This window comes from Pseudomonas sp. Ma2-10 (assembly GCF_054330215.1).
In genome coordinates this window covers 289655-312788 of record NZ_JBTEYL010000003.1, presented here as the reverse complement: position 1 = coordinate 312788, position 23134 = coordinate 289655, and the positions used below count along the sequence as shown (strand labels likewise).

Annotated in this window: 22 protein-coding genes and 3 pseudogenes; 8 read left to right on the top strand and 17 right to left on the bottom strand. The window is 59.3% G+C overall.

The genetic code is table 11. The features are described 5' to 3' along the window. Nucleotides 1-50 precede the first annotated feature (50 nt). Nucleotides 51-2000, bottom strand: coding sequence for a DNA topoisomerase III (locus tag ACXPVS_RS06510; RefSeq protein WP_458509185.1), 1950 nt, complete (start codon nt 1998-2000; stop codon nt 51-53). A 118-nt stretch (nt 2001-2118) separates the two neighbouring features. Next, complete coding sequence (locus tag ACXPVS_RS06505) at nt 2119-2292, bottom strand: hypothetical protein (protein WP_458509184.1); 174 nt, start codon at nt 2290-2292, stop codon at nt 2119-2121. A gap of 394 nt (nt 2293-2686) precedes the next feature. Between ACXPVS_RS06505 and ACXPVS_RS06500 the strand changes: the two genes are divergently transcribed. Continuing rightward, entirely contained in the window at nt 2687-3055 is a 369-nt protein-coding gene (locus tag ACXPVS_RS06500) for a DUF427 domain-containing protein (RefSeq protein ID WP_458509183.1), read from the top strand. Between the two features lie 68 nt (nt 3056-3123). Here the strand turns inward: ACXPVS_RS06500 and lldD are convergent, their stop codons facing one another. The 3 genes from lldD to ACXPVS_RS06485 all read right to left on the bottom strand — a co-directional run bounded on the left by lldD (nt 3124) and on the right by ACXPVS_RS06485 (nt 7643). Next, on the bottom strand, nt 3124-4266 hold the full coding sequence (gene lldD / locus ACXPVS_RS06495; protein WP_458509182.1) for an FMN-dependent L-lactate dehydrogenase LldD: 1143 nt from the start codon (nt 4264-4266) through the stop codon (nt 3124-3126). Between the two features lie 24 nt (nt 4267-4290). After that, nucleotides 4291-5913, bottom strand: coding sequence for an MFS transporter (locus ACXPVS_RS06490; RefSeq protein WP_458509181.1), 1623 nt, complete (start codon nt 5911-5913; stop codon nt 4291-4293). A gap of 80 nt (nt 5914-5993) precedes the next feature. Next, nucleotides 5994-7643, bottom strand: a complete 1650-nt coding sequence (locus ACXPVS_RS06485) for a GMC family oxidoreductase (protein ID WP_458509180.1) — start codon at nt 7641-7643, stop codon at nt 5994-5996. A gap of 121 nt (nt 7644-7764) precedes the next feature. Here ACXPVS_RS06485 and ACXPVS_RS06480 point away from each other — a divergent pair, with 121 nt between their 5' ends. Beyond that, nucleotides 7765-8649 carry a LysR family transcriptional regulator gene (locus tag ACXPVS_RS06480; RefSeq protein WP_458509179.1) on the top strand — a complete coding sequence of 295 codons (885 nt, stop codon included), beginning with the start codon at nt 7765-7767 and terminating at the stop codon, nt 8647-8649. Nucleotides 8650-8755: 106 nt separating this feature from the next. Here ACXPVS_RS06480 and ACXPVS_RS06475 read toward each other — a convergent pair whose 3' ends face one another. From ACXPVS_RS06475 to ACXPVS_RS06465, 3 genes and pseudogenes are all read right to left on the bottom strand, one after another. Beyond that, nucleotides 8756-10174 (bottom strand): ATP-binding protein, encoded by a 1419-nt coding sequence (locus ACXPVS_RS06475; protein ID WP_458509178.1) that lies wholly within the window; start codon nt 10172-10174, stop codon nt 8756-8758. Further along, nucleotides 10171-10833: a response regulator gene (locus ACXPVS_RS06470; protein ID WP_458509177.1), complete on the bottom strand. Its 663-nt coding sequence runs from the start codon at nt 10831-10833 to the stop codon at nt 10171-10173. The genes ACXPVS_RS06475 and ACXPVS_RS06470 overlap by 4 nt, the downstream gene beginning before the upstream one ends. 11 nt (nt 10834-10844) lie before the next feature. Next, nucleotides 10845-11297: pseudogene (locus tag ACXPVS_RS06465) on the bottom strand (tetratricopeptide repeat protein); the annotation flags it as partial. A gap of 322 nt (nt 11298-11619) precedes the next feature. On the opposite strand from ACXPVS_RS06465, the gene ACXPVS_RS06460 reads away from it, so the two are divergent. Beyond that, nucleotides 11620-12192 (top strand): cytochrome b, encoded by a 573-nt coding sequence (locus ACXPVS_RS06460; protein ID WP_458509176.1) that lies wholly within the window; start codon nt 11620-11622, stop codon nt 12190-12192. Here the strand turns inward: ACXPVS_RS06460 and ACXPVS_RS06455 are convergent. Next, complete coding sequence (locus tag ACXPVS_RS06455) at nt 12173-13285, bottom strand: DNA alkylation repair protein (RefSeq protein ID WP_458509175.1); 1113 nt, start codon at nt 13283-13285, stop codon at nt 12173-12175. The genes ACXPVS_RS06460 and ACXPVS_RS06455 overlap by 20 nt on opposite strands. Continuing rightward, nucleotides 13282-15105, bottom strand: a complete 1824-nt coding sequence (locus ACXPVS_RS06450) for a monovalent cation:proton antiporter-2 (CPA2) family protein (RefSeq protein ID WP_458509174.1) — start codon at nt 15103-15105, stop codon at nt 13282-13284. Before ACXPVS_RS06450 ends, ACXPVS_RS06455 begins: the two co-directional genes overlap by 4 nt. Nucleotides 15106-15238: 133 nt before the next feature. Here ACXPVS_RS06450 and ACXPVS_RS06445 point away from each other — a divergent pair. Continuing rightward, a pseudogene (locus tag ACXPVS_RS06445) lies at nt 15239-15409 on the top strand (RcnB family protein); the annotation flags it as partial. 12 nt (nt 15410-15421) lie between these two features. On the opposite strand, the gene ACXPVS_RS06440 reads toward ACXPVS_RS06445, so the two are convergent. Next, complete coding sequence (locus tag ACXPVS_RS06440) at nt 15422-16495, bottom strand: diguanylate cyclase domain-containing protein (protein ID WP_458509173.1); 1074 nt, start codon at nt 16493-16495, stop codon at nt 15422-15424. A 185-nt stretch (nt 16496-16680) separates the two neighbouring features. On the opposite strand from ACXPVS_RS06440, the gene ACXPVS_RS06435 reads away from it, so the two are divergent. Beyond that, entirely contained in the window at nt 16681-17019 is a 339-nt protein-coding gene (locus ACXPVS_RS06435; protein WP_458509172.1) for an FKBP-type peptidyl-prolyl cis-trans isomerase, read from the top strand. A gap of 20 nt (nt 17020-17039) precedes the next feature. Here ACXPVS_RS06435 and ACXPVS_RS06430 read toward each other — a convergent pair whose 3' ends face one another. Then, a complete protein-coding gene (locus tag ACXPVS_RS06430) occupies nt 17040-17231 on the bottom strand; it encodes a hypothetical protein (RefSeq protein WP_458509171.1) in 192 nt (63 codons plus the stop codon). 31 nt (nt 17232-17262) lie between these two features. On the opposite strand from ACXPVS_RS06430, the gene ACXPVS_RS06425 reads away from it, so the two are divergent. Continuing rightward, entirely contained in the window at nt 17263-17739 is a 477-nt protein-coding gene (locus tag ACXPVS_RS06425) for an MEKHLA domain-containing protein (RefSeq protein WP_458509170.1), read from the top strand. Between the two features lie 33 nt (nt 17740-17772). Here ACXPVS_RS06425 and ACXPVS_RS06420 read toward each other — a convergent pair whose 3' ends face one another. Next, a complete protein-coding gene (locus ACXPVS_RS06420; RefSeq protein WP_458509169.1) occupies nt 17773-18894 on the bottom strand; it encodes a cytochrome P450 in 1122 nt (373 codons plus the stop codon). An 82-nt stretch (nt 18895-18976) separates the two neighbouring features. On the opposite strand from ACXPVS_RS06420, the gene ACXPVS_RS06415 reads away from it, so the two are divergent. Continuing rightward, nucleotides 18977-19741, top strand: coding sequence for an ArsR/SmtB family transcription factor (locus ACXPVS_RS06415; RefSeq protein WP_458509168.1), 765 nt, complete (start codon nt 18977-18979; stop codon nt 19739-19741). On the opposite strand, the gene ACXPVS_RS06410 is transcribed toward ACXPVS_RS06415, so the two are convergent. Together ACXPVS_RS06410 and ACXPVS_RS06405 are read right to left on the bottom strand one after the other, a co-directional pair. Beyond that, nucleotides 19738-20346 carry a LysE family translocator gene (locus ACXPVS_RS06410; RefSeq protein ID WP_458509167.1) on the bottom strand — a complete coding sequence of 203 codons (609 nt, stop codon included), beginning with the start codon at nt 20344-20346 and terminating at the stop codon, nt 19738-19740. The genes ACXPVS_RS06415 and ACXPVS_RS06410 overlap by 4 nt on opposite strands. 11 nt (nt 20347-20357) lie before the next feature. After that, nucleotides 20358-20546: a hypothetical protein gene (locus ACXPVS_RS06405; RefSeq protein WP_458509312.1), complete on the bottom strand. Its 189-nt coding sequence runs from the start codon at nt 20544-20546 to the stop codon at nt 20358-20360. On the opposite strand from ACXPVS_RS06405, the pseudogene ACXPVS_RS06400 reads away from it, so the two are divergent. Beyond that, nucleotides 20457-21369: pseudogene (locus ACXPVS_RS06400) on the top strand (LysR substrate-binding domain-containing protein). The gene ACXPVS_RS06405 and the pseudogene ACXPVS_RS06400 sit on opposite strands and share 90 nt — an antisense overlap. Here ACXPVS_RS06400 and ACXPVS_RS06395 read toward each other — a convergent pair. Further along, complete coding sequence (locus ACXPVS_RS06395) at nt 21354-21881, bottom strand: serine acetyltransferase (protein WP_458509166.1); 528 nt, start codon at nt 21879-21881, stop codon at nt 21354-21356. The pseudogene ACXPVS_RS06400 and the gene ACXPVS_RS06395 sit on opposite strands and share 16 nt — an antisense overlap. Before the next feature lie 163 nt (nt 21882-22044). Next, complete coding sequence (locus tag ACXPVS_RS06390; protein ID WP_458509165.1) at nt 22045-23064, bottom strand: branched-chain amino acid aminotransferase; 1020 nt, start codon at nt 23062-23064, stop codon at nt 22045-22047. Nucleotides 23065-23134 lie beyond the last annotated feature (70 nt).

The following is a 23134-nucleotide window of genomic DNA, read 5'->3' as shown; positions in this document are numbered from 1 at the left end:
GTCGCTGGGCTTGAAGAACACTAGACCCTTTTGGCTTGCTCGAAGTGCCCTTAAACGCTGCTCGACGGTTTTGCCGCGCGTTTGGTGCCCGTCGAGGGCTTGCGTTTGGCGGGCTTGCGTTTGTTTTTCCATGGCGTAGCACCGCGCCCGGCGGGGCTTGCAGGTCCGCTGATGATCAGGCTCAGGCCGGCGCAACGGGCGACCTGTTTGCTCATCCACGCGGCCTGTTTGGTGACGAATTCTTCCAGGCTCATCTCGCCGCTCTGCACCATGTCCAGCGCCTGCTCCCAGATTGCCGTGGTCCCAGGGTCGGCGATGGCACGCGGCACGGCATCGATCAGGCTGAACGCGGCCGGGGTGGCAGCCAGGGCCTTGCCGTTCTTGATCATATAACCACGGTCGAGCAGGCCCTGGATGATCGAGGCGCGGGTCGCTTCAGTGCCGATGCCGGTGGTGTCCTTGAGTTTCTGCTTGAGCAGCGGATCTTCCACCAGTTTGGCGACGTTCTTCATCGCCTTGATCAGATCGCCTTCGGTGAACGGTTTGGGCGGTTGCGTCCAGAGGTCCTTGAGCTTCACGTCAGCCACCGCGCAATCACGTCCTTCGGCCAATGCAGGCAGCGTTTGCGGCGCCGGTGCTTCGCGGCCCTTGGATGGGGCGAGGGCCTCGGGCAGCGCGCGTTTCCAGCCGGGCTCGACGATCTGCTTGCCGACGGCACGCAAGGCTTCACTGGCGCAGTCGAAGTCGGCCTGGGTCCGGTCGTATTCATGGTTGGGCAGAAACTGCGCCAGATAGCGCGCGCGGATCAGGGTATAGACCGCCCGCTGCTTGCCCGCCAGTCGCTCGAGGTTTTTCGCCGCGGCGGTGGGGATGATGCCGTGGTGAGCGCTGACCTTGGCGTCGTTCCAGGCTCGTGAACGGCGCTGAGGCTCCAGGAAATCGTTCAAGGCGTTCAGCGCCGGGTCCGCCTGCCTCAGTGCAGCAAGAATGCCTGATGCTTCGCTGTGCTGACTCACGGGCAGATAGCCGCAGTCGCTGCGTGGATAGGTGATGACTTTGTAGGTTTCGTACAGGGCTTGGGCGATGTCGAGCGTTTCCTGGGCGCCGAGCCCGAGTTTCTTCGAGCAGACTTCCTGCAAGGTGCCCAGATCGAAGGGCAGGGGGGCTACTTCGCGCATCCGCTCGGTGCGCAGTTTGATCACCCTGGCACTCGCCGCATTGCCGATTGCCGCCGCTGCTTTCTGCGCCAACGCCTGACTCAGGCAGCGATCCTGATCGTCGCAAACTTCGGAGGCGGCGCGCCACTGGGCGGTGAACGCGGTGCCGTCGTGCAGCAGTTGCACATCGATCGCCCAATAGGCGATCGGCACGAAATCGGCGATGCTGCGGTCGCGATCCACCACCAGGCGCAGGGTCGGCGTTTGCACCCGACCGACCGGCAATACGCCCTGATAACCGGACTGACGCCCCAGCAGTGTGAACAACCGACTCATGTTCATACCGATCAGCCAGTCGGCCCGCGAACGCCCGAGTGCCGAATGATAAAGATTAAAGGTCTCGGCCCCCGGCTTCAGGGCTGCCAATGCCTTGCGGATCGATGCATCATCCAGCGCCGACAGCCATAGCCGCTGGATCGGCCCGCGATAACGGCAATGCTCCACCAGTTCCCGGGCGATCATCTCGCCCTCACGGTCGGCATCGGTGGCGATCACCAGTTCGCTGGCCTCGCCGAGCAGCCGTTTGACGGCCTTGTACTGGCTGGCCGTACGCGGTTTGACGGTCATCTTCCACTTGTCTGGAATGATCGGCAGATCCGCCAGCACCCAGCGCTTGTAACGTGCGTCATAGGCGTCCGGTGGCGCGGTTTCCAGCAGATGGCCGATGCACCAGGTCACTGTGACGTCCGTTCCCAGCCAGCAGCCGTCGCCCCGACGCCTGGCGCCGAGGACGGCCGCAATGTCTTTGGCCTGGGAAGGTTTTTCACAGAGGTACAGCCGCATAACCACCATCGCTCATCAACTGTCGAGAGGCGGACAGAATGGCGGCTGATGAGCGATGGGGCAATCTTTATCTGTATGGATGTACAGTCGGTGCGTTGCGATTCATTGCACAAGCGCCTCAGTAGTTCAGGTTAACCACCGGTTGGTCCAGTTTCGTGTCGGGTTCTCGTTTGAGAATGGTCTTCAACACATCGCTGATGCCACACGACTCGGAAAAGAGACCCGCAAGGGCGTCCTTGACGATGTCGGCAAACGTCTCCGGTGCCCCGGTGCCGCCGTTGTTTTCCATCACGATGGTTAGGCTCTACGCCTGCGGGACGGGCATCCAAGGTGATGATTGTCTGGTCGAGAGAAAACTGGGTGGCTGGCATGTTGGACCCTCAAGTTTCTGAGACTCGAACCCCACGCCACCACTGCGCGACTGCGCAGTAGGAATGTCAACGGTCCTATTGATCGTGGACGATGTTTCGCCGACTTCGAATATTCAGTTCGGTGGAAGGACCAAGGACCTCGCCGTGCAGGGACTTGGCATTACCTATGCCATTGAGGAGGCTCTTCGGAACGCCGCACCGTCCCGTTCGGCTGCGAAGCCGTCATGTGTGCAAAATCTGGGTTATACCTGAAAGTTGTGGTCTCAGGTTTTGGGGCTGCTGCGCGGCCCATCAGCCTCATGAGGAACGTACTCCATGAAAAGCACCGGTCCTAGTCCTGTCATCACCATCGCAGAGCAGCCGGGCTGCCTGCTTGTAAAGTTTCACGGTATTCAGGTGGCCGCTTCTGCACGAGCGTTGGTGTTGCTCGAGGCCAACTATCCGCCGGTGTATTACGTACCGCGGGAGGACATCGACGAAAAACACTTTGCCCGCACCGATCACACGAGTTATTGCCCCTACAAAGGTGATGCCAGCTATTTCAGTCTGCAAGTCCCGGGAAATGAGGGCGCTAACGCGGTGTGGAGCTATGAAGACCCCAAAGTGTCGGTCGATCAGATTCGCGGCTACATGGCGTTCTATCCCGATCAAGTCACGTTTGAGGTGCTCAAAGACGTCGAGTGAGGATCGCTTTCCAGGCATCAACGAAAACGCCGCGCATGGGCGCGGCGTTTTAAGGTCAGGTGTTCAGCTCATCGAACAGCCTCCACCAGCGTGGATTCATCAATCTGGTTAATCGAGGTCACCCCGGTCAAGGTCATGGCAACGCGTATTTCCTTGGCAAAGATGTCCAGCATATTCTCCACCCCGCGTTGACCATCGGCGGCCAGGGCATAGGCCATGGAACGCCCCAGCAATACGCCTTTTGCGCCGAGTGCCAACATCCGTACGACATCAAGCCCTGAGCGGATTCCCGAGTCGACCAGTACCGTCAGATCATTACCGATGGCGTGCATGATGGGCGGCAATGCTTTGGTTGTGGAGAGCACGCCGTCCAGCTGTCTCCCCCCATGGTTCGACACGACAATGCCATCCGCGCCAAAGCTGACCGCGTCTCTGGCATCCTGAGGATCGAGAATGCCTTTGATGATCATCGGGCCTTTCCAGAACTCACGAATCCACTCCAGATCACTCCAGCTGATCGAAGGGTCGAAGTTATTGGCCAGCCAGCCCATGTAGTCTTCGAGGGTGACGGCTTTGCCAAGGTACGTTGAAATATTGCCCAGGTCGTGTGGACGCCCCATGACGCCGACATTGAATGCCCAGTCGGGTTTGGTCATGGCCTGAAGCATTCGCCGCGATGATGCAAAAGGGCCTGACATGCCCGAGTGTGCGTCCCTGTATCGGGCGCCGGGCGTGGGCATGTCCACGGTAAACACCAGGTTCTTCACACCGGCGGCCTTCGCCCGTTCCAGTGCATTTTTCATGAAGCCTCTGTCCTTCAACACATACAGTTGAAACCAGATGGACTGTTGGCTTTGTGCCGAGACCTCTTCGATCGAGCACACCGACACCGTCGACAGGCACAGTGGAATGCCTTTATTTTCCGCCGCTTTAACCGCCTGCACTTCACCACGACGGGCGAACATGCCTGTCAGGCCGACCGGAGCCAATATGATTGGCATTGAAAGTGGTTGGTCGAAGAGGGTGGTCTCAAGGCTCAAGGTTTCGACGTTTTTCAGAATGCGCTGACGAAGGCTGATACCCGTCAGATCAGCGCTATTGGCCCTCAACGTATGCTCTGCATAAGCCCCGCCATCAATGTAATCAAACAAAAAACGCGGGAGTTTACGACGTGCTGCCTCGCGGTAGTCAGATGCGGATGAAATGATCATGGTGCCTCGGTTTGGCTCGTGCTGTCAGTTGGTATCCAGATCCACGTTCTTGGTCTCACGCAAACAGATGATCCCGACGACCAGGCTCACCCCGGTAATTACCACCGGGTACCACAGCCCGTAGAAAATGTCCCCGGTGTACACCACCAAGGCAAACGACACCGTAGGCAGGAAACCGCCGAACCAGCCGTTGCCGATGTGGTACGGCAGGGACATCGAGGTGTAGCGGATGCGGGTCGGGAACAGTTCGACCATCAGCGCTGCCAGCGGGCCGTAGCACATGGCGGAGATGATGATCAGTGCGACGATCAGCGCCACGATCATCGGTTTGTTGATCAGTTGAGTGTCGGCTTGTGACGGGTACCCCGCCAAGGTCACGGCGCCTCGCAGGGCCGCTTCATCGTAGCCTTCGAGTTTCACGTCACCGACGCTCACCTGCAGGGCGCTGCCGGCTGGAGCCGCTTCGCTGTTGTAGGGAAGGCCCTGTTTCACCAGGAAGGTTTTGACCTTGTCGCAAGGGCTATCAAATTTCGCCTTGCCCACCGGGTCGAACTGGAACGTGCAGGTGGCCGGGTCAGCCAGTACGGTGATCGGTGCCTGACGGCTGGCCAGGTCGATGGCCGGGTTGGCGTAGTGGGCGATGGACTTGAAAATCGGGAAGTACAGTGCAGTCGCCAGCAGCAGGCCGATCATCAGCACCGGTTTGCGTCCGACCTTGTCCGACAGCCAGCCGAAGAAAATAAAGAACGGTGCGCCGATGATTACGCTGACGATCAATAGACTGTTGGCCAGCGCCGGGTCCATTTTCAGGAACTGGGTGAGGAAGAACAGCACGTAGAACTGCGCCGCGTAGAAGGTCACGGCTTGCCCGGCATTGATGCTGAACAGGGCGATCAGTACGACTTTCAGGTTGTCCCATTTGCCGAAGGAATCGCGCAGCGGCGACTTGCTGAGCTTGCCTTCTTCTTTCATTTTCACGAACGCAGGCGACTCGTGCAGGCTCATGCGAATCCAGGTCGAGATGCCCAGTAAAATGATCGAGAACAGAAACGGAATGCGCCAGCCCCAGACTTCAAACTGGTCACCGGTGAAGTAGCGGCAACCGAGCACCACCAGCAGCGACAGCAGCAAGCCGAGGGTTGCGGTGGACTGAATCCAGCTGGTGTGGAAACCGCGTTTACCCATCGGTGCGTGTTCCGCGACATAGGTCGCAGCGCCGCCGTATTCACCGCCCAGGGCCAGGCCCTGAAGCATGCGCAGCACCACAAGAATGATCGGCGCGGCAATGCCGATACTTGAGTAGGTCGGCAGCAGCCCGACGCAGAAGGTCGCCAGGCCCATGAGGATGATGGTCGCAAGGAACGTGTATTTACGCCCGATCATGTCCCCCAACCGGCCGAACACCAAGGCGCCGAACGGCCGCACAATGAAGCCGGCGGCGAAGGCCATCAGCGCAAAGATGAACGCCGTGGTGTCGTTGACCCCGGCAAAAAACTGTTTGCTGATCACCGCCGCGAGGGCGCCATAAAGGAAAAAGTCGTACCACTCGAAGACCGTCCCAAGCGACGAGGCGAAGATGACTTTCTGGGTTTCCTGGCTGGTGCCCGCGCTGCGGACGGCTTCCAGAGGCTGAACATGTTCTGACATATCGGTATCCCTCACAGTGATTGTTTTTTTTGTTCCACTGTCGACGCCGGCCTTATGGGCTAGCGTCGCTATTCCTTTGCTCAAGAGACTGCGGTCAGTGCTTTTTCGTCGGGTGCAAAACTCCTTGTGGGTGTTCCCAGGATCAGTTGTGCAGCTTTTTCGGCAATCATCAGCGTAGGCGAACAGGTGTTGCCCGAGGTGATGCGCGGCATGATTGAGGCATCGGCGATGCGCAGGCCGGGGATGCCGTGGACTTTGAGTTGCGCATCGACCACGGCGTCCGCGTCGTTGCCCATGCGGCAGGTGCCGACCGGATGGAAGATAGTGGTGCCGATGCGGGCGGCGGCTTCGTGCAATTGTTCTTCGCTCTGCAAGCTGTCGCCGGGCAAGTACTCGACCGGTTTGAATGCTTGCAGAGCCGGTGCGGCGACGATGCGGCGGGTCAGGCGAATGGCGTCTGCTGCCACCCGCAAGTCTTCCGGATGGCTCAAATAGTTGGGTTGAATCAGTGGCGCTTCCTGCGGGTCGGTGGAGCGAATCTCGATGCGACCACGGCTTTGCGGGCGCAGATCGCACACCGACGCCGTGAAGGCGGGGAACGCATGCAAGGGCTCGCCGAAACGCTCCAGCGACAGCGGTTGAACGTGGTACTCGAGATTCGCCGACGTCTGCTCCGGTCCCGAACGGGCGAAGGCCCCAAGTTGGCTCGGCGCCATGGACAACGGACCGCTGCGGTCATACAGGTATCGCAGGCCCATGCCCATCTTGCCCCACAGGCTAGCGGCGATTTGATTCAGAGTGCGGGCGTTTTCCAGTTTGTAGATCAGGCGCAGTTGCAGGTGATCCTGCAGATTTGCACCCACGCCGGGCAGTTCATGGGCAACGCCAATCCCCAGTTTTTGCAGCAGCGGGCGGGGGCCGATGCCGGAACGTTGCAGGATGCTCGGTGAGCCTACGGAACCGGCGCACAACACAATCTCTTTGCGCGCTTTAAAGGTTTTCGCCTGACCCTGCCAACGCGCACTGACCGATGACGCACGGCCGTTTTCCAGTAGCACGCGATCCACTTCGACGTCGGTCAGTACGGTGAGATTGGGCCGGTTGCGGATCGGTTTGAGAAACGCCTTGGCCGCGTTCCAGCGAATCCCCGCCTTCTGGTTGACCTGAAAGTAACCGCAGCCTTCGTTGTCGCCCTGGTTGAAGTCATCGATGCTGGCGAGGCCGCTTTGCTCGGCGGCCCTTTGGAATGCATCGAGAATCGGCCACGACAGTCGCTGACGTTCGATCCGCCATTCACCGGCGGCGCCGTGAAACTCCGAGTCGCCAGCAAAATGGTTTTCGCTTTTTTTGAACAGCGGCAGCACGTCGTTCCAGCGCCAGCCGGGATTGCCCTGAGCCGCCCAGCCATCGTAGTCACCGGCCTGGCCGCGCATGTAGATCATGCCGTTGATCGAGGAACAGCCGCCGAGCACTTTGCCACGCGGATAACTCAGGGCGCGACCTTGCAGGCCGGGTTGCGCTTCGGTCTTGAAGCACCAGTCGGTGCGCGGGTTACCGATGCAGAACAGGTAACCCACGGGAATGTGAATCCACGCATAGTTATCGCGGCCGCCGGCTTCGAGCAGCAACACGCGATGCTGCGGGTCGGCCGATAATCGATTGGCGAGCAAACAACCGGCCGGGCCGGCCCCGACCACGATGTAGTCGTATTCATCCAGGGAAGTCTGCATCCGTGACCTCAATTTGTGGTTCTTATAGTCGGTCATCCTAGTTGTTAGCTTTCGTCAAAAGAATGTTAGTTTTTGCGCAGCCGCTGTGCGTTTTTAAACAGCCCCACCTCAAGGACGGATCATGTTTGACTGGAATGACCTGCGGTTTTTTCTCGAGTTGCAGCGCAGCGGGCGTTTGCTCACCGCTGCCCGCCGATTGCACACCACCCACGCCACCGTGGCCCGTCACATCGAGGCCATCGAAAAGAGCCTCGGCACCGCGTTGTTTGTTCAGCACGCCCAGGGTTATGAGCTGACGCCGGCGGGCGAAGCGCTGCTCAAACACGCCGAAGCCATGGAAAATGTTGCGTTGCTGGCGCAGGAAGAAATCACCCAGTCCACGGCACCACTGGGCAAGATCCGTGTTGGCGTGACCGAAGGGCTGGGTATCATGTTCCTTGCCAGTCGCATGAACGGACTGTTCGAACGTTTTCCGGGGCTGGAAGTGGAACTGGTGGCGGTGCCGCGCTTTGTCAGCATCCTCAATCGCGAGGCCGAGATCAGCATCCACCTGGAACGCCCGGCGGCCGACATGCTGGTTACGCGCAAACTGACTGACTATCGATTGGCGTTGTACGCCAGCCAGGCGTATCTGGATCGTTCGCCACCGCTGCGCAGCCGCGAAGACCTCGGTCGCCACGCCTGGATCGGCTATGTCGATGACTTGCTGTTCAGCCAGGAACTGATGTTTCTCAACAGCTTCTGCCGCAATCCGCAGGTGGTGTTTCACAGCACCAGCGTCATCGCCCAGCAACAGGCCGCTCGTTCCGGGTTGGGGATCGCGGTGCTGCCGTGCTACATGGCCAGCGCCGATCCTGGCCTGGTGCCGTTGTTGCCGGATGAAAGCATCCAGCGCAGCTACTGGATCAGCACGCGGCGTGAGCTGCACAAATCCGTGCGGTTGCGGGTGTTGTGGGATTACGTAGTGGCGTTGTGCGAGGCGGAGCAGGGGTTGTTGATGGGGTAACAAACATCAAAAAACCGTCCGGACGCGGCCCGGTTTTTTGATCTTGGTAGCGTGCCAGACTCACTGAACACCGGCGGCATTACCGTAAGACCCCGCGTGTGATCACTCAAACATTCGGCGGCAATTTGTGCGTGGTGCGCGGTAAAGGTGTGCGGGAATGGCCGTCCGGTATCGACAGCGTCGCCCGTAACCCGCCCTCCGGTCGGTTGACCAAGGTGATGCGTCCGCCCAGCCGATCCGCAATGGTGTTGACGATCGTCAGCCCTAACCCCGCCCCCTGGACGTTACCGCGACTGTAAAAACGTTCGAACAACCGGCCACGTTCCGCTTCGTCGATACCCGGCCCCTGATCTTCGACACTCAATAAATAGCTCCCGTCAGCCTGATCCAGCTGCACGGTGATGACGCCGTGCGCGGGGGAAAAATTGGCCGCATTGCTGATCAGGTTATTCAGGGCGATGTCGATGGCGGCGGCGTCAGCGACTGCTTTCAGGGGCCGGTCGGCGACGTCGAAGGCCAGCTCAAGGTTCTGGCTCAGTAACCAAGGCGTGAGCTGAACCAGGCTGTCACGTACGGTTTCAGTCAGGTTAATGGTGTGCTGCACCGGTGTCACGGCTTTGGGTTCAAGGCGCGCCATGGTCAGCAACTGGTTGACCAAACGGCTGGTTCGGTCCACGCCCGAAATCAGAAACTCAAGGGACTCCCGGCGCTCCTGTTCGGTGCCGGCCTCCAGCAGGTTTTGCGCATGCACCCGCAGCACCGCCAGAGGCGTACGCAGTTCATGGGCGGCGTCGGCGATAAAGCGTCGCTCGCGGCCGAGCACTTCCTGAATCTGCGCGAGCATGCGATTGAGCGCCGCTTGCATCGGCTCGAGCTCGCGGGGCAGCGGCGTCAGTTGCAGCGGTTCCAGAGAGCCGCTGTGCCGAGCCCGCAGCGTCGCCGCCATATCGGCCAGGGGCTTGAGGCCCCAGCCAATGGCCAGCCACACCATCGCTACCAGAATCAGGCTGCCCAGCACATTAGGCCACAGGGTATGGCGCAGAATCCGGTCTACCAGCTCCGACCGCACATCGGCGCGTTCGCCCACCCAGATCCTGACATCAGTTTGTTTGTCTTCCAGCATGAACGCGCGCCAGTGGCGGTTGTTCAGATCCACCACATCGCTGAAACCGGGTGTCGACGGGGGCGCGGTGAAGGAGGGCGCGCTGGCGGTGTGCACCAACACGTCGTCGTGACGATTCCAGACTTGAAAGGCAATTTTGCTTTCATAAGGATGACCATCGTCTCTTGGCGTCGCTTCGCCCAAGGCCCGGTTGAATGCCTGATACAGCCCGGTATGCTCCTTGCTGGCCAGCGGCATGCGCATCACACCCTGCAGCAGCCGGGCGTTCTGCGCCAGTTGAGCGTCATAGACTTCGGCAATTTCGTGATTGCTGTCGTGCCAGTTGAACACGCTGATCACCGCCAGACCCGCGAGCATCAGTGCGATGATCAACGTCAGGGTGCGCTGCCGAATGGACGTCATAGACGCTCCTCCACCAGATAACCGACACCGCGAATGGTACGGATCAGATCGCTGGTGAATTTCTTGCGCAGGTGATGGATGTGCACTTCCAGGGTGTTGCTTTCGGCTTCTTCGTTCCAGCCGTAAAGCAACTGCATCAAGTGATCGCGAGTCATGACCCGGCCCGGTGGCGAGAGTAGTTCGTGAAGCAGCTGATATTCCTTGGGTGTCAGCGCGACCGGATTGCCCAAGTAGCTGACTTGCTGGGTGCCAGGGTTGAGGCTGATGCCGGCGTGTTCGATCAGCATCTGCGCGCGGCCGGCACTGCGCCGCAGCAAGGCCCGCAGACGCGCCTTGAGTTCGGCTAAATCAAAAGGCTTGATCAGGTAGTCGTCGGCCCCGGCGTCCAGCCCGGCAATACGGTCTTCGGTGGCGTCCCGCGCGGTGAGGATCAGCACGGGCAGATTGGAGCCGCTGTCACGCAGGTGGCGCAACACTTCCAGCCCGTCCATGCGCGGCAGGCCGAGGTCGAGCACTGCCAGGTCGAAGGACTCACTGAGCAGCGAATGCAAGGCGCTGCTGCCGTCCTGTAACCAGTCGACGGTATAACCTTCGCGGCCCAGGGCCTGATGGATGCCTTCGCCCAGGGCCACGTCATCCTCAATCAGTAATAAGCGCACACGGGCTCCTGTCAGTTGAGTTTCTTGTTCACGTCCACCAGCAACGCTCCGATCTCTTTGCGCCGCCCCGCGTCGGCGGTTTCCCGGCCTGGCCTCAGGTCTGCCTGCAGGGCGTTTTGCAGCGAGCTTCGGGCGTCGATGTAGCGTTTTTGACGGTAGAGGTGATCACCCCAGAAGTACAGACTATCGATGCCGTTCGGGTTGAGTTGCAAGGCCTGTTTGAGCAACTGTTCGGCCTTGTCGGCGTCGCCGAAACCGATGGGCCAACCCGGTACGCGGTCGTACAGTGCACCGAGCCCGCTCTGGGCACCGGCCCAACTGCTGGTGACGATACCGGACCAGATCCAGGCGTTGGCCACTGATTGGCGCTCGTGAGTGAACGCCGAGGCATGGACGGCGAGTTTTTCAAACGCCGCAGTGCGTTGATCCGCGGGCACTTCGTATTGAATGTGGGCCCAGCTTTTCAGGCTTGCCCTGCCCTCGAGGGCGTCGCGAATGATCGGCAGATTGAACCGCTCCTGCGGGGTTTCGGCTTGGCCAAAATGCAGGGGCAGAGGGATGTTTCAGTCGAAATCGGGCATTGGAAGACGCTCCCCGAGTCAGTGTGGGGGGAGTATCGGAGGCATTTCTTAGCGAAGTCTGAAGGTGGACAAAAGATCGGATGGGGCTGTCTTCAGATTGCCTTAAGACTGGACGGGCAGGGTGGCGCCAATCGGTTCGGCATCAAAGCGGAACCGGGCTGCGCGAATGAGTCGGCAGCCACAATGACATTCACGAGGCCTTTTTATGACCCGCGATTCAGTAGCACACCGGTATGGAAAACTTTCTATTACCTTGCACTGGCTGATGCTGGCGCTGTTTGTCGGCGTTTATGCCTGCATCGAAATCAAAGGGCTGTTGCCCCGCGGGCATGCATTGAAGAGCTTGTTCCTGGGGTTACACGGCTTGTTTGGGTTAAGCATTTTTGTGTTGGTCTGGGTGCGCTTGCTTGGGCGGCTCACTCCGCGTCCGCCCATCACGCCGGCGCCGCCCGGCTGGCAGACGGGCGTTTCGCACCTGATGCATCTGGCGCTGTATGGGTTGATGATCGCCGTGCCGCTATTGGCCTGGCTGATGTTGTCGGCGGGTGGCAAGCCGATGCCTTATTTTGGGTTCTTCCTGCCATCGCTGGTGGCCGTCGATCCGGACCTGGCCAAGCAATTCAAGCACTGGCACGAACTGCTCGGCAGCGCCGGTTACTGGCTGATCGGCTTGCACGCGGCGGCGGGGTTGTTTCATCACTATTGGGTCCGCGACAACACCCTGACGCGCATGTTGCCTGGTCGATCCGGCAACACGGTCAATCAGCGTCAGCGATAATCTCGAACCCGGTGCTAGCCAGGCGCTCTCCATTCACCAGCACGTGTACGGCGTGTTTGCCCACGTAGTGCTTGCGTGTGGTGAGCTCCTTGATGTGCTGACCCCGGGTGATGGTCTTGGTCACCTTGCCGGGAAGCGTCAGCGCCTTGAGCTTGAATACCTTCGCCGACGTGCTGCCGTTGGCTTTGACGTAATCGATGGCGTAGTCGATCACCAGTCGCTGACTGTCATGGACCGTGGATTTCACGGCGAAGGACAGGGTGATTTTTTCACCCAGATGAATCACCGCCGGCTCCACCTTCACATCGATGATCTCGACCTCAGGCTTGCCGCCTGCGCCAATGATCGCCAATGCGCGTTGGTTGCCCTGTTTGATCAGGTTGCGCAGGGCGTGTTTGGCGATCCATGCGGTGTGTGGGTTGTCCAGCGACCAGCCTTCGATCAGGTCCAGCACCCATTGTGGGTGATCCTTGGTGATGTCGTTGAGGTGGTTGGCCACGGACTTGCGCACGTAGAGGCTGTTGTCGGCCTTGAGGTTATCGAGGATCGCCGCCGCCAATGTCGGGTCAGCCTGAATCTGTTCCAGCCGAAACGACCAGGGCAGGCGTGGACGGCTGCCTTCGCTGGCCAAGCGGCGAACATGTTCGTTTTCGTCCAGGGACCAATCGTGCATGACCGCCAGTGAGCGTTCAATGTCGCTGCGCAGGAAATGGCGGATCGCGAATTCCGAGGAGCCGAAGGTGGTGAAGTATTTCAGTGCGTCCAAGGACTTTTCGAAAGCGTGTCCGCCGTAGGTCGCGACGTAATGCGGCAATGAGATGCTGACGAAGCCGCTGTTCAGCCGTGGAGCGAGCGCGCGCAGCACTTCAAGCGTTTCTTCATAGTTCAACGGTAGGACGGTGTGCAGGCACTCGCTGACTCGGGCCATGCGCTGCATGATGGATAATTCGGCAAGCCCCTCGTTGGCCATTTTCAGGAAGGCCTTGGCGTTGAACGTGGGGTAGACCGCAGTCATCTCGGTGGCGATGTGCTTGAGGCGGTCGGCGTTGAAGATTTCTTTCAGGGCCGGGGAGGTTTGATCTGCATTGCTCATCGAGGTGTCCTTTTGATCGTTCCTGATTCTTCTTCCAGCTGATCCGACTCAAACAACCTCGCCAGTTCCACCCGGGCTTCCTGCGCCGTCTGCAATACCTTCGCCGCATCGTCATAAATCGCATGCTGGGCTTCCAACACCTGCTCGTCGTGATGCTTGAAGCGCTTGATCCGCGCATCGGCCTGGTCCTGGGTCAGCCCTAGGCCGACCAGGGTGCGTCGGCTCATTTCCAGACTCGAATAATAGGTTTCCCGAATGGCCTCGGCGCCAAGGTCTGCCAAGCGATGCACATGCTGACGGTTACGGGCCCGGGCAATGATTTTGATGTGCGGGTAGAGTTTGTGCACCAACTCGGCGGTCTTGATGTTGGTGTCCGGGTCGTCGGTGGCGATGACAAAGTATTCCGCCTGCTCGACCTTGGCCGCACTGAGGATCTCCGGGCGCATCGGGTCGCCGTAGAACACCGGCACACCGCCGAAGCTGCGCGACAGTTCGATGGTTTCCACCGAGGTGTCGAGGGCGACGAACTTGATGTTCTGCGCGCGCAGAATCCGCGCAACGATCTGCCCCATACGGCCCATGCCGGCGATCACCACGCGCGGCGTGTCGGTATCGATTTCGCGGAACTTCTCTGGCACTACCACGGGTTGAACCTTGGGGCTGACCAGTCTCGCGCACACCAGCAACAGCAGCGGCGTCACCGCCATGGACAAGGTGATGGTCAGCACCAGCAAGTCGTACAGGTGCGGTTCGAACAGTCCTTGGTCGCGGCCGATCTTGAACACCACAAACGCAAATTCACCACCGGCCGCGAGCACGATGCCGAGACGAATAGCACTGACTTTGCCCAGACCACCCGCCAGCCGACCGACAATAAACAGCAACGGCAATTTGATTGCGATCAGCAACAGGGTCAGGCCCAGCACCGTGATCGGTGTGCTCAGGAGCAGACTCAGGTTGGCGCCCATGCCGACACTGATGAAAAACAGCCCCAGCAGCAATCCTTTGAACGGTTCGATTTGCGCTTCCAGTTCGTGACGGTATTCGGAGTCCGCCAGCAGCAACCCGGCAAGGAACGCGCCCAGTGCCATGGACACGCCGACCAGGTCCATCAGCCACGCCGTGCCGATCACCACCAGCAACGCAGTGGCGGTCGAGACTTCCGGCAAACCGGTCCTGGCCACCACCCGGAACACTGGGCGCAGCAGATACCGCCCACCGATGACCACCACCGCGATGCTGCCCAGTACGCGCAAGCCGTGATTGAGGTCTTCGCCAGTGCTGCTGGTGTGATCGCCGCCCGCCAGCAACGGCACCATGGCGATCAGCGGGATGGCGGCGATGTCCTGGAACAACAGAATCGCGAATGCCAAGCGCCCGTGAGGGCTGGTCAGTTCCTTGCGCTCGGCCAGGCTTTGCAAGCCGAACGCCGTGGACGACAGCGCGAGGCCCAAGCCCAGGACGATCGCACTGTTCAACGGCTGGCCGAACACATACAACGCCAACACACCAATCACCGAACCGGTCAGCAGCACTTGCGCCAGGCCGACGCCGAACACCGATTTGCGCATCACCCACAACCGTCGCGGCGACAGTTCAAGGCCAATGATGAACAGCAGCAACACCACCCCGAGTTCGGAAATGTGGCTGACGCTTTGCGGATTGCCAATCAACCCCAGCACCGAGGGCCCGATAATTACACCTGCAAACAGATAACCCAGCACCGCCCCCAGTTGCAGGCGCTTGGCCAAGGGAACGGTGAGCACCGCCGCGAACAGAAACACGACAGCGGCTTGCAACAGGTTGCCTTCGTGGGGCATGGCTTACTCCAGAACTCGGTACGGCGGGGGCGCTCAGGATAAAGGCTTGAGAAGCATGCGTCAGCTAATGCGATCGCAATCATCGCAGCAATAAGGAATGATTCAGCGCCAGCGCAGTCGGATGGTGAAGGGCGATCGTGCCCCCGACGTTTATCAGCGCAGCGAAAAATCCCCGCTCAACTGGAAGCACAAAGGCCTTAAAGCGCCGAAGGCTCAGGCGCAATGGGTGCAGATCAATGACAAGTACATGATGGTGATGATCACCAATGGGACGATTGTGGATATCACGGCAGTGGAGCGTTAAACCGTCGAAGGGCTATTCGCTGTGAGCGCGTACGGGGCGTTCAGTGCCCAGCCGATACTGATTATTCCCACTGCGCTTCGCCTCATACATCGCCAGATCGGCAATATGAATCAATCGGTCCATGCTCGGCGCATGGTCCGGGAACACCGCGACCCCCAGGCTGGTGCCAATGTGGCGTTGATCATTACCGAGGGTCACCGGTGGCGACAGTTCGACAAAGATTTTCTGGCAGATGCTGCGGGCTTCGTCTTGCAGGCTGATGCCCTGGGGCAGGCCTTGAAGGATGACCACAAATTCGTCGCCACCGATCCGGGCGACGGTATCGGTTGAACGCAGGATTCTCTTCAGTCGGGTGGCGGTGGTGATCAGTACCCGGTCGCCGGCGGCATGGCCGTACTGGTCGTTGATTGCCTTGAAACCGTTGAGGTCGACGAACACCAGCGCAACCCTCGTGGCGCTGGTGCGCGCCTGTTCCAGCGCCTCGGACAGACGCTCCTCAAGCACCAGGCGATTGGGCAGGCCGGTCAGCGGGTCGAAGTGGGCCAGGTGCCGCAGGTAGCTGGCGGAGGCTTTTTCCTCGGTGATATCGCGCACCACGCCCATCATCTTGATCGTTGCATCTTGGTCGTTTTTGACCACATTGCCGGTTTCCCGAAGCCAGCGGACCGTGCCGTCGGGCCAGACCACTCGATATTCCTCGTCATGGTTGTCACCGGTTTCCAGGCAGCGCAGTTCCCCGGTCCGGACCTTGGCCCGGTCGTCCGGGTGAACACATGAGCAAAATAGCGCGTAGGAGGGCGTTACTTCGTCGATCTTGAAGCCGAACATGCCGTAGATCGCGTCCGACCAGTAGAGCTTGTCGGTGTCGACATCCCAGTCCCACGTGCCGATACGGGCGAAGTACTGGCTGCGCTTGAAGCGTTCGGCGTCACCGTCCTGACGGATGTTTTGTCCGTCGGTCAGGCTGGTGATCAGCATGCGATACTCGGCCAGTTGCTTTTGTAGCGAGCGCTCGCGACAGAACAACGCGACGATCAGGGCAAGCATCAGTGAGCCGATGGTTGCGCTGGTCCAGACCAGATTCATTCAGAAATTGCCATCATGGCGTGTTGATCCGTACGGGTAGGTGTTGCTTATCTTAGTTCACGGTCACTGTGGGAAACAGGTTTAAACCCCTCGCCAGGTGATCGCAGTGGTTGCCAATCGACCGCCAATCTGGGAAAACGGCGCCCAATAAGCCTTTTTGGCAAACGAACACACGAGGGCCTGCAATGAATGACGAACTTCAGCTAATCGACCTTGAACTGGGCGACGGCAAAGCCGCCGTCAAAGGCGCGCTGATCACCACCCAATACCGCGGCTGGCTGGAAGACGGGACTGAATTCGATTCCTCCTACAGCCGGGGTAAACCTTTCCAGTGCGTGATTGGCACGGGTCGGGTGATCAAAGGGTGGGATCAGGGAATTATGGGCATGCAGGTTGGTGGCAAGCGTAAGTTACTGGTGCCGGCGCCTCTGGCTTACGGTGAACGGACCATGGGCAAGATCACGCCGAATTCGAACCTGATCTTTGAGATTGAATTACTGGAAGTGCTGACCCGCGATGATTGATGCGTGAGTTGAAACTAGTTTTATGACGAGGGCCGCGCAATAATTCCGTCAAGGGAAGGGAGTTTGTTTTTCACCTTTTCGAGTGTCGCCAGCACCGTTTTATTATCCCGTTCGCCATGATGGCGATCTGCTTTCTTCGCTTTGATCAGCGCATTTTTCATATCTTGGTAGAGTTTATCCCATGGCCTGACGTGGTCGTGGTAGACATCCATCAAAAACCAACGCCTTTACGTGGGAGGGCGCGTGTCGTCAATCAACGAATATGTAGCTGCTGTTCAACTGCTGGACGACGCTTACCGGCGCTGGACCGGCCAAAGCCTGCCAGCCCCTGAGTCACTGAGCGGACCTGAGCGCTTGCACTGGTTGCATGCGCACGCGCCTTACAGCCTGCTGGCCCACGGCACTGAAGCCGATCCTTGTTTCTTCTACGCCAACGAACAAACGTTGATCTGTTTCAAATACCCTCGCTCGCAATTCCTCGGCATGCCGTCACGGTTCAGCGCTTCGCCACTGGACCGAGCCATGCGCCAAACATTGCTGGAGCAAGTCACGGCCAACGGGATCGCTCATGGTTACAGCGGTTATCGGGTGGATCGAGATGGCAATGCCTTCATGATTCACGAAGGAAAAGTCTGGACGCTGATCGATCAGCACGGTGAGCATCGCGGGCAGGCAGCACTGTTCTGGCCGGATGCGAAGCGTGTTGGTCGGGTTGATTGATCGTTCCCCCTCAGAGCGCGGGAACGATCGGGCTTACGGCAAATCGCTAAACAGCGGAATACGCCCGTTGAGCGAAGGTCGGTAATGCCAGGTCAGGCGATCCAAAGCAGGCTTTAACGAAAGAATCTCCTTCAACGTTGCACTGGCAATACTGAGGGCCAATCTCTGCCCCGGACATTGATGCCGCCCCGCACCAAAGGTGAAGCTACGTCGGTCTGGACGATCAAGAAGAAAGACGTCGGGAGGGTCATTGAGCTGCGGATCACGATTAGCCGAAGCCAGCAGCACCAGAATCGCGTCGCCGGCGTTCAGGCTTACCCCCTCGATTTCACAAGGCGCCGCGACAAACCGGCGGGTGTTCTGCACCGACGGATCGAAGCGCTGAACTTCAGCGATCAAGTCGTCAACGGGTGTCGATTCGCTGTGCAACGATGGGTTTTGAATCAACGCCAACAGCGCATTGCCGATCAGCCCCGCGGTGGCTTCATAGGTCTGGGAAAACAGCCCGATCAGGTTGGCGACCAACATTTCAACGTCGCCAGAGGTTGCCGCGAAGCGCTGGCGAATTCCGGCGAGCAGGGTGCTCTGATTGTTCGGCTCATCCAGCAGCTCAACGACATAGTCGCTCAAGTGTTGCGCTGCAACGTGCGCTGCATCCCGTTGCGCCTGATCGCCGAGGGCCGACAAGCACGCGACAAAGTCCCTGGTCAGCTCGCTGATAGCCCGACCCTGAGGCGCAGAGAACCCCAGCAATGCAGCCGTCACGCTCACCGGCCCGCGGAACATCGCCTTGTACAGTCCATCGGCGCCGGGCGTGATCAGACGCGCACTGACCAGCGCATTGACTTCAGCCACATCAAGCAACGCCAGCTCCGGTTGAATCGCCGACCTCGGGCAACGCTGCCGTTCGCCCTCATTCATCCGCATCAACTGACCAAAGACCTTGCCGGCCATCCCGCCTACAATCCCCTTGGGCACCGGCTCGTGGGACGGCCGGACATGACAGTCAGGATGCGCCAGCACGGCCGCAACGGCTCGGGCGCTACTCGCCACCCAGACGTTCAGTCCTTGGTGAAAAACCAGCCCGCCCTCCGCGCGCAGTTGCGCGTAATAGGGATATGGATCGGCATGAGTTGCAGCGGTGATCGGGTCCATGGGTCGCAGCCTTGTTCGTGGTTGGAAAAGTGTTGCTACTATCTCCAGTCCGAAAGGGCCTTGATTCGTCCGGGAGCGAAATATGAACGTAGAACAGCACGACATCGGCGTTTCTCAGGTGGCTGCGGCGATCGCGGAACCGGCCCGGACGAAAATCCTCTGTTCGCTGATGGACGGCCACGCCCGCACCAGCACTGAGTTGGCGGCGATTGCCGAAGTCAGCGCCTCGACCGCCAGCGCGCACCTGGCCAAACTCAAGGAGCTGGCGCTGGTGCGGCTGCACGTGCAGGGCCGGCATCGCTATTACAGCCTGACGGACAAGCGCGTCGCCCAGGCGCTGGAAGCGTTGATGGTGATCGGCCAGAACGCTGCGCCGACCTTCCATTCGCGTACCCCGGATCGCCTGCAATTCGCCCGCACTTGCTACGACCACATGGCCGGCACGTTGGCGGTGCTGCTGCATGACCGGATGATCGAGGCGGGGTGGCTGCTGGAAACCGATGAGCAGGTCTATCAGCTGAGCGACAGCGGTGAGGTGTTGTTTGGAGGGTTAGGTATCGCGGTCAAGGACTTGAGCACGCAGCGTCGCCGATTCGCCTGCCCATGCCTGGACTGGAGCATGCGCCGGCCGCATCTGGGTGGTTCGTTGGGGGCGGCGTTATTGCAAACAGCGATCAAGCGCAAATGGGTGACTCAGGACCTGGACAGCCGCGCGCTGGCGTTGACGGCGACGGGGCGAAAGGAACTCAGCAGCCGGTTCGCTGTTGAACTGCCGGTTCAGGTGTCGACAGCACAGCCTGCATTCACCGAGACCAGGCGTCGCGCGAACGCCAGTTCTGCGCCTTAGCGACTGGCCGAGGCCATCAGCACGCCGAAACCAGCGAAGGTCACGCCCGAGACTTTCGCTGCCAGCCAGGAACCCTTCGGGCTGGACAACCAGCCTTTGGCGGCATTGGCGAGCAAGGCATAGCTGCCATGCACCAGAATCACCAGCACGCCGTAGGAGGAGACCAGCTTGAAAAACTGGGTGGAGAAGTGCGCCGAGGTGTCGATAAATTGCGGGAATACCGCCAGAAAGAAAAACACGGCCTTGGGGTTCAGAAACTGGATCGAAGCTGCTTCAACAAAGCGGTAGCCCGGACTTGAGGGGCGCGTTTCAATCAGTGTGTTGTAACCAGCCGAGCGCCAGCTTTTGTAACCCAGGTACAACAAATAGGCGGCGCCTGCGAATTTCAAGGCGGTAAAGGCGTTGGCTGAGGTGCTGAGGATCAGGCCGACACTGGTGGCGCTGATGGCGGCGACAACGAACGCCCCCGACGCGATCCCCAGAATGCCCGGGACTGCTCCGGTCCAGCCGTGGCGTACCGCGTTGGACAGAGTCAGGACCACGCCCGGCCCTGGACTCAAAATGGTCAGGGTGGCAAACAGTAGAAAAAGTCCGTAGCTGTTCATGTATTGCTCCGTCAGGTGCCGCTCTGGCTGCGTGCTGGCAGATTGGCGTGACGACGTGGGCGTGACAAACGCTTTAAATGCAGCGCATAGGTGACTAAATTAGACGCATGATAAATCCACTGCCGCCGCTTAATGCTGTTCGCGCCTTCGCCGTTGCTGCTCGTCATCAGAGTTTCAGCCTGGCGGCCGAAGAGTTGCATGTCAGTCACAGTGCCGTCAGCCGGCACATAATTGCTTGAGGAGCACCTGGGTGTGTTGCTGTTCGAGCGGCGTATCCGTCAATCGGTGCTGACGCCGGCCGGTCAGCGTTTTTATGAGCAGGTCAGTGCCGGGCTGGCGCAGATCGCCAACGCCGCAGCTGAACTCAAGCAGCACGCCTCGCTGCCGACCGTGAAGATCAATGTCCGTCCATCCTTCGCGATGCTTTGGCTAACGCCCAGGCTGGCGGATTTCATTGCGCAGCACCCGGACATCAAACCGCACGTCATCACCCAGACCCAAGCCCCCGATCATGCCCGCGACGGATTCGATATTGTCATTCGCCGTGGTCGTGACGACTGGGCGCCGGCAATTGAGGCGCGAGCCCTCTTCGATGACGAACTGTTGCTGGTCGCGGCACCCTCGCTGGTCGAGCGCCTGACCTTTGAAGACCTCGCGTCCCTGAACCTGCACACGTTACTGACCGCCAAGGCGCGCCGCGAAGATTGGCACAACTGGGCCCTGCATTTTGGTCAAGGCCAGTCAGCCACTCAGGTCACCCGGCAGTTTGACCACATGCACCTGGTGCTTGAGGCCGCCGTGGAAGGACAGGGCATTGCCTTGTGCCCGACTTCTTTGCTGGGCACCCACCTATCGAGCGGTCGCCTGATCTGCCCGTTACCCGAATTGCGAATGCCGTTACCGCGCTATTACTACGGTGTCGCGCCGGACGTGACGGTGCAGACACGGGTGTTTGTGGAGTGGTTGTTTGCTCGGATTACTCGGGACACCCTCCAGAGACGTCACGATTATCGGGCGTTATAAAACGTTGCGCCTTCAGGGATGTTTTTATTGACGAAGGACATGGCCCCGATAGTAACGTTATTACCAATTGAGAGGGTGTCCGCGATGATGCAACTATTTGCCCCAACACTTACGTTATCGCCGATCTTGAGGTCATATTCAGGTAACCCCATGGTTTTTATACCAATGGTGGTGTTTTGACGGATAAAGAAATTTCGGCCGATCTGAACATGGGCAGTGATGACGATCCCAGGCAAATGGCCGATACGAAAGCCGGGGCCTATTTTGGCATCAATACTTATTTCAACCCCGTACTTTAGGTTGATCTTCCTTTCCAATCGTTTCGCATAAACGCGGAACACACCTTTTCGCGCATTTAGATACTGCGCAAGTCTAAATAAAAATAAGTACCTAAGCGTATTGTTCTTGCTGGTTCGTTTGAGAATGTTGGTTATCAGACCGATGCGACTTCCCGGTTTTTTCTTGTTTGAAACTTCCGATCTCCAATGCATCGTCAAAGTTTCTAAATTCACGGCGCAGCCCCTAGCCTTATGGCTCTGAAAAATGGGTTAGTTTAACAAGTGAGCTATGGAATAGGCGCGGACCCTGGATAGCCATTTTTTTTGCAATAAAAAACCCACCCATCGGCAAAGCGATGGATGGGTTATGTGCCGCTTGGGGTCAGGCCCCGTCAAATCAAACCTTGACGATCCAGCCCGCTGGCGCTTCGATGTCGCCGGTCTGTACGCCCGTCAGCTCTTTGTAGAGCTTCTGGGTGACCGGGCCGACGTCGGTTTCGCTGTGGAACACGTGCAGTTTGTCGTTGTAGCTGATGCCGCCGATCGGTGTAATCACCGCGGCAGTACCACAAGCACCGGCTTCTTTGAAGTCGGACAACTTGTCGATGAGCACGTCGCCTTCGACTACTTCCAGGCCCAAACGCGATTTTGCCAGCTCGATCAACGACAGACGGGTGATGCCCGGCAGGACCGACGGCGAGTTCGGGGTCACGAACTTGTTGTCGTGGGTGATCCCGAAGAAGTTGGCCGAGCCGACTTCTTCGATTTTCGTGTGGGTCATCGGGTCCAGGTAGATGCAGTCGGCGAAGTGGGCTTTCTTGGCCTGGGAACCTGGCATCAGGCTGGCCGCGTAGTTACCACCGACTTTGGCCGCACCGGTGCCTTGTGGCGCGGCGCGGTCGTAGCTGGAGATCAGGAAGTTGTGCGGGGTCAGGCCGCCCTTGAAGTAGGCGCCGACCGGGATGCAGAAGATCGAGAAGATGAACTCGGGGGCGGTACGCACGCCGATGTTGTCACCCACGCCGATCACGAACGGACGCAGGTACAGCGCGCCGCCGGTGCCGTAAGGCGGGATGAAACGCTCGTTGGCGCGGACCACTTCCTTGCACGCGTCGACGAACTGTTCGGTGGACACCTGTGGCATCAGCAGGCGCGCGCAGCTGCGGTGCATGCGTGCGGCGTTCTGGTCCGGGCGGAACAGGTTGATCGAACCGTCCTTGCAACGATAGGCCTTCAGCCCTTCGAAGCATTGCTGGCCATAGTGAAGGGCAGTAGAGCCTTCGCTGATGTGCAGCACATTGTCTTCGGTCAGGGTGCCTTTGTCCCACTCGCCATTACGCCAGTGCGACAGATAGCGCTTGTCTGTCTTGATGTAGTCAAAACCCAACTTGTCCCAATTGATGCTTTCGTTACCCATGACACCCTCTATCGCTTAACAACCGCCGAAACGGTTCAAGGCTTCTGACGTTTTTCTGGATGGGGACAAC

Coding starts and splice junctions, on each gene's coding strand:
- ACXPVS_RS06510 (WP_458509185.1), bottom strand. CDS start 2,000: ATGCGGCTGTACCTCTGTGAAAAACCTTCCCAGGCCAAAGACATTGCG.
- ACXPVS_RS06500 (WP_458509183.1), top strand. CDS start 2,687: ATGAAAAGCACCGGTCCTAGTCCTGTCATCACCATCGCAGAGCAGCCG.
- lldD (WP_458509182.1), bottom strand. CDS start 4,266: ATGATCATTTCATCCGCATCTGACTACCGCGAGGCAGCACGTCGTAAA.
- ACXPVS_RS06490 (WP_458509181.1), bottom strand. CDS start 5,913: ATGTCAGAACATGTTCAGCCTCTGGAAGCCGTCCGCAGCGCGGGCACC.
- ACXPVS_RS06485 (WP_458509180.1), bottom strand. CDS start 7,643: ATGCAGACTTCCCTGGATGAATACGACTACATCGTGGTCGGGGCCGGC.
- ACXPVS_RS06480 (WP_458509179.1), top strand. CDS start 7,765: ATGTTTGACTGGAATGACCTGCGGTTTTTTCTCGAGTTGCAGCGCAGC.
- ACXPVS_RS06475 (WP_458509178.1), bottom strand. CDS start 10,174: ATGACGTCCATTCGGCAGCGCACCCTGACGTTGATCATCGCACTGATG.
- ACXPVS_RS06460 (WP_458509176.1), top strand. CDS start 11,620: ATGACCCGCGATTCAGTAGCACACCGGTATGGAAAACTTTCTATTACC.
- ACXPVS_RS06455 (WP_458509175.1), bottom strand. CDS start 13,285: ATGAGCAATGCAGATCAAACCTCCCCGGCCCTGAAAGAAATCTTCAAC.
- ACXPVS_RS06450 (WP_458509174.1), bottom strand. CDS start 15,105: ATGCCCCACGAAGGCAACCTGTTGCAAGCCGCTGTCGTGTTTCTGTTC.
- ACXPVS_RS06440 (WP_458509173.1), bottom strand. CDS start 16,495: ATGAATCTGGTCTGGACCAGCGCAACCATCGGCTCACTGATGCTTGCC.
- ACXPVS_RS06435 (WP_458509172.1), top strand. CDS start 16,681: ATGAATGACGAACTTCAGCTAATCGACCTTGAACTGGGCGACGGCAAA.
- ACXPVS_RS06430 (WP_458509171.1), bottom strand. CDS start 17,231: ATGGATGTCTACCACGACCACGTCAGGCCATGGGATAAACTCTACCAA.
- ACXPVS_RS06420 (WP_458509169.1), bottom strand. CDS start 18,894: ATGGACCCGATCACCGCTGCAACTCATGCCGATCCATATCCCTATTAC.
- ACXPVS_RS06415 (WP_458509168.1), top strand. CDS start 18,977: ATGAACGTAGAACAGCACGACATCGGCGTTTCTCAGGTGGCTGCGGCG.
- ACXPVS_RS06410 (WP_458509167.1), bottom strand. CDS start 20,346: ATGAACAGCTACGGACTTTTTCTACTGTTTGCCACCCTGACCATTTTG.
- ACXPVS_RS06405 (WP_458509312.1), bottom strand. CDS start 20,546: ATGCAACTCTTCGGCCGCCAGGCTGAAACTCTGATGACGAGCAGCAAC.
- ACXPVS_RS06390 (WP_458509165.1), bottom strand. CDS start 23,064: ATGGGTAACGAAAGCATCAATTGGGACAAGTTGGGTTTTGACTACATC.